General features: G+C 29.3%; 6 protein-coding genes. 5 read left to right on the top strand and 1 reads right to left on the bottom strand.

All coding sequences use genetic code 11. The annotated features are described in order from the left end of the window. The 4 genes from SPD90_RS00975 to SPD90_RS00960 form a co-directional block, all read left to right on the top strand. The coding region (locus tag SPD90_RS00975) for a PAS domain-containing sensor histidine kinase (protein ID WP_320924042.1) at positions 1-1,422 on the top strand (1,422 nt) is incomplete at its 5' end. 151 nt (positions 1,423-1,573) lie between these two features. Next, positions 1,574-2,425 carry an Mrp/NBP35 family ATP-binding protein gene (locus tag SPD90_RS00970; protein WP_320924041.1) on the top strand — a complete coding sequence of 284 codons (852 nt, stop codon included), beginning with the start codon at positions 1,574-1,576 and terminating at the stop codon, positions 2,423-2,425. A gap of 61 nt (positions 2,426-2,486) precedes the next feature. Then, positions 2,487-2,927 (top strand): DUF134 domain-containing protein, encoded by a 441-nt coding sequence (locus SPD90_RS00965; RefSeq protein ID WP_320624671.1) that lies wholly within the window; start codon positions 2,487-2,489, stop codon positions 2,925-2,927. Between the two features lie 92 nt (positions 2,928-3,019). Next, positions 3,020-3,199: a hypothetical protein gene (locus SPD90_RS00960; protein WP_320624672.1), complete on the top strand. Its 180-nt coding sequence runs from the start codon at positions 3,020-3,022 to the stop codon at positions 3,197-3,199. A gap of 44 nt (positions 3,200-3,243) precedes the next feature. Here SPD90_RS00960 and SPD90_RS00955 read toward each other — a convergent pair whose 3' ends face one another. Continuing rightward, a complete protein-coding gene (locus SPD90_RS00955) occupies positions 3,244-3,429 on the bottom strand; it encodes a hypothetical protein (RefSeq protein WP_320624673.1) in 186 nt (61 codons plus the stop codon). Between the two features lie 355 nt (positions 3,430-3,784). On the opposite strand from SPD90_RS00955, the gene SPD90_RS00950 reads away from it, so the two are divergent. Next, on the top strand, positions 3,785-4,706 hold a 922-nt coding region (locus SPD90_RS00950; RefSeq protein ID WP_320924040.1), incomplete at its 3' end, for an aminotransferase class I/II-fold pyridoxal phosphate-dependent enzyme.

The following is a 4,706-nucleotide window of genomic DNA, read 5'->3' as shown; positions in this document are numbered from 1 at the left end:
GGATATTCTAAAAAAATAGACGTAATAGGAGCTAATTGTTATGATATTTGGCCTAAGGAAGAGGCTGAAATTTTTATAAAAAATGATCAGGATGTCATGAAGAATAAATCAATAAAGACGTTTGAAGAAAAATTTTCATCTGTAGATGGAGAAAATATAGTGGATACTACTATATGGCCTCTATTAGATAGCACAAACTCGCCAATAGGTACGATAGGAATTGCTATTGATGGAAAATATAGAAATAAATTTTATTCTAATTTAAAAGAAAACGAGCGCAATTTTAAAGAAATAACGAGATATTGTGATTCTGTATTCTTTATAAGGGATGAAGAAAAAGTAATTTATATGAGTCCGGCATATGAAAATATGTTTGAAGAGTCGTATGAGTCCTTCGCAAATGATGTATATAAATTTAATGACTTTTTCAAAAGTGAAAAGCATAAAAATGGATTATTAGATGATTATAGCTTTGACAAATTAAATGAAGGCAAATTAAAGGCAAAATTAAAAAATGGAAAAGAAAAGTGGATTTGGTATAAATTCTTACCTATATACGATGATTGTGGTAATGCTATAAAGAGAATTGGTATTCTAACTGATATAACAGAAAGCGTAAATCTAGAAGAAGAAAAAGATAAAATAAGATTAGATTTTTTTGCAAATGTATCACACGAGCTTAGAACACCAGTGAACCTAGTGTTGAGTTCCATAGAGGTTTTAAAATTAAGATTAGATAGCTTAGATGAAGAAAATCGAGATTATTTTTCAAAATATATAGATATAATGCAACAGAATTCATTTAGATTATTAAAATTAATAAATAACTTGATAGATTCAACGAGAATCGATTCTGGAAGTATAAAAATAAATTTAATAAACGCAAATATAATTAGTTTTATAGAGGATACATGCTATTCAGTACTGCATTTTATGAAGTCAAAAAATATGAATTTAATATTTGATACAAATAAGGAAGAGGAAATCATAAGCTTTGATCCAAATTGTATAGAGAGAATTATGTTGAATTTACTATCAAATGCAATCAAATTCAACAAAAATAATGGAAATGTATTTGTAAATATAAATGTAAAAAAAGACGATGTAGTTGTTGAAGTTAAGGATGAAGGCTTTGGCATACCTAAAAATAAAATAGAATCTATTTTTGATAAATTTGAGCAGGTTAAGTCAAAGATGAAAAGCGAGAGAGAGGGAAGTGGAATGGGGCTTTATATAGTAAAAGCATTAGTTGAAATTCACGGCGGAACTATAAAGGCAGTAAGTGAAGTAGGAAAAGGAAGCTCGATTATATTTACATTGCCTAGAAAAGTCATCGAAAGCCAAGAAATAGAAGATGTCGAAAACTACAAGGACAGTAGAATAAATAAAGTTATTTTGGAATTTTCCGATATATATGGTTGATAATTATCGAGATACAATCACTTTCTTTCATATTGATTTATGAGAGAAGGTGATTTATTTTTGTAATTAATTGACAATATAAATAAAAAGAATTATTATTATAGTTAGTGGCAAATGCTAAAAACAACAATAGTTCAAGGGGGAATTTAAAATGTCAAATTGTGGATCATGTCCATCTAAAGGAGAATGCAGTAAAGATAAAGAAAGCTGCGGTGTAAAAAACAATCCTTTAAATAATATAAAGAAAATTATAGGTGTAATGAGTGGTAAAGGTGGAGTAGGTAAATCTACTGTATCTGCACTTATAGCTAAAAATTTAGCAAAACAAGGATATAAAGTAGGGGTTTTAGATGCTGATATAACAGGACCAAGTATACCAAGACTTTTAGGAGTTAAAGATTCTAGAGCAATGGGAGCTCCTGACAACTGTATATATCCAGTTCAAAATGCAGAAGGAATAAAAGTAATGTCATTAAACCTATTAATAGATGATGAAAATCAACCAGTAATCTGGAGAGGCGCTATGATATCTAATGTTGTTAAACAATTCTACACAGATGTAATCTGGGGAGAATTAGACTACTTATTAATAGATATGCCTCCAGGAACAGGAGATGTTGCATTAACAGTTATGCAATCAATCCCAATAAATGGAATAGTTATGGTTTCAGTACCACAAGATATGGTATCTATGATAGTTGCTAAGGCTGTAAATATGGTTAGAAAATTAGACATAGAAATCATAGGTATAGTAGAAAACATGAGCTATATACTATGTCCAGACTGCGGTAAGAAGATAGAAATATTCAGCGGAAGTGAAACTGGTAAATTACTAGATGATTTACAATTAGATTTACTTGGAACATTACCTATGAATTCTGGATTTGGAAATGTATCTCTTGGAATCTACAACGATGAAGAAGTAGAAGGATTATTCAATCCAATTGTAATAAATATGTTAAATTCATTAAAAGAAATAGAAGCAAAAAAATCTCAAGCATAATATAATAGATAGTAAGTAGTATTTCAGTATAATTAATCTGGAAAATGTAGGAGGGTTTATAATGGCAAGACCTACAAAATATAGAACAGTAGAATTTTTTCCAGAAGGTAATTATTTTATCCCTTGGGGAAAAAAGGATTGCGAGCTTGAAGAGGTCGAACTAAAGGTAGAAGAACTCGAAGCAATACGCCTAAAGGATATTGAAGGACTTACACAAGAAGAATGCGCAAATAAAATGGAAATCTCTCGTCAAACCTTCCAAAATATAATAGAAAGTGGAAGGAAAAAAATTGCTATAGCACTAACAGAGGGAAAAGCAATTAGAATTGCAGGAGGACATTATACAACTAAATTTTGTAAGTTTAAATGTGCAAAATGCGGATATGTTTACACAGTTAAATACGAGCAAGATAAAATTATATGTCCTAAATGTTCTTCAACAGAAGTTATGTGTGGTAAAAAAGAAAGTTTCTGTAAGAAATGGTGCTGTAAAAAGAGATAATATTGACTTAGTAATTGAAATTTGATATTATTAAACAGAATATAAAGAAGCTCTGATTTTATATCAGGGCTTTTTGTTTAGGAGATGAAGCTTTGATATTAGATGTATTAATATTTATTGTTGATTTAGTTTTATTTTTATACTTTACTAAGGTTGGTTTAAATACGACTGATAGGATAACTAGGTTGATTTGCTGTACAGCTATGACTTATGAAATATACCTTATGATAAGATTTTTTAAAGGTTTAAAATTAAAGCCTAGAAAAAGATAAAAGGATCTGAAGATAAATGTGTTTTATTTTCAGATCCTTTTTAATTATTGTAATCCTCTTTCTTTAGCTAATCTTTTATATGCTTTGTAAACGAAATCGTTAATTCTTCCGCTTTTTTCTCTATCAGATATTAGTTTTAATAGGTCTGCGTCAGAATAATTAACTTCTTTTATTTGTTTATAAAGAGTTTCTTCATGTATTCCTCTTTCCATTGAACATCCTGCTGCCATGTTTATCACCTCTTAATAGTTATTTACCCTAATTATAATTATATATAACTTTAAATAAGAAATAAACCAAAAAAAGGAAGTTTTAATTTAATAAATTTTCTAAAAATATATATTGACATTCCATTAACTAGAACCTATTATGATATAGTTAAGAAATTTAAATTTTAACAAATATTTTATAACACATAGGAAAGGGTAGCGTACTTGCTGCGCCAAGTACTTAAATTATATTCATTTGAAGATGTGAATAAATATAATTTCAGTATATGTGTTTCAAAAAAGTCTACATTATTAATTTAATAATTTTCAAATGAAGACTTTTTTATATTAAAAATTTGAAATAGAGGTGATTTATATGAGTATGGTAGCAGAGCATGCTAAATGGCCAAAAGAAAATGATATTATATTTAGTTTATCTGAAAGAGCACAAGCAGCAGAAAAGGAATTAGGAAAAGACAGCGTTATTAACGCAACAATTGGAGCATTAATGGACGATGAAGGTAAATTAATAGCTATGAAAACTGTATACGATCAGCTTAAAGCTTTACCAAATGAAGAAATATCTGCTTATGCATCTATAGGGGGTCAACCAGCGTATCAAGAAGCAGTAAAAAAAGTTTGTTTCAAAGGTAACGATCCAGAAGGTTATATTAGAGTAGTCGCTTCACCAGGTGGTAGTGGAGCTATAAAATTAGCTATGTATAATTACACTAATGAAAATGATGTAGTTTTAGTTTCAGACTGGTACTGGTCTCCATATGGAATAATAGGAGAAGAAACTAAGAGAGGTGTAGAAAATTACTCTTTATTTGATGAAAATGGGAACTTCAATATAGGTTCATTTAGCGAAAAATTTACAGATATATTAAATAGACAGGGTAGAATATTTACTATAATAAATTCACCGGGAAATAACCCAACAGGATATAGCTTAACTGATGACGAATGGGATAAAGTTTTAGATTTAGCTAAAGAAGCTGCTAAAGATCCTGAAAAGAAAATAGTATTTCTTGTAGATGTTGCATACATAGATTTTGTTAGAGATGACGATGCAAGTAGAAAATTCTTTAAGAAATTTGGAAACCTACCAAGTAACATACTTACAATAGTAGCATTTAGTATGTCAAAAGGATTTACAGCTTATGGTATGAGAATGGGAGCTGCTATAGGAATATCTTCAGATGAAGATACAGCAGAAGAATTCTATTATTCACTAATGCATTCTTGTAGAGCGACTTGGTCAAATTGTAATAGAGGAGCGATGGCCGTATTATCTG

This window comes from Intestinibacter sp. (genome assembly GCF_034113885.1).
Lineage (GTDB): Bacteria > Bacillota > Clostridia > Peptostreptococcales > Peptostreptococcaceae > Intestinibacter.
The sequence above is the reverse complement of the archived record's forward strand: the minus strand, read 5'-3'. Positions and strand labels throughout refer to the sequence as shown.

What these genes read in the sequence shown, in the direction of transcription:
- SPD90_RS00965 (WP_320624671.1), top strand. Translation starts at nt 2,487, where the DNA reads ATGGCAAGACCTACAAAATATAGAACAGTAGAATTTTTTCCAGAAGGT.
- SPD90_RS00955 (WP_320624673.1), bottom strand. Translation starts at nt 3,429, where the DNA reads ATGGCAGCAGGATGTTCAATGGAAAGAGGAATACATGAAGAAACTCTT.
- SPD90_RS00970 (WP_320924041.1), top strand. Translation starts at nt 1,574, where the DNA reads ATGTCAAATTGTGGATCATGTCCATCTAAAGGAGAATGCAGTAAAGAT.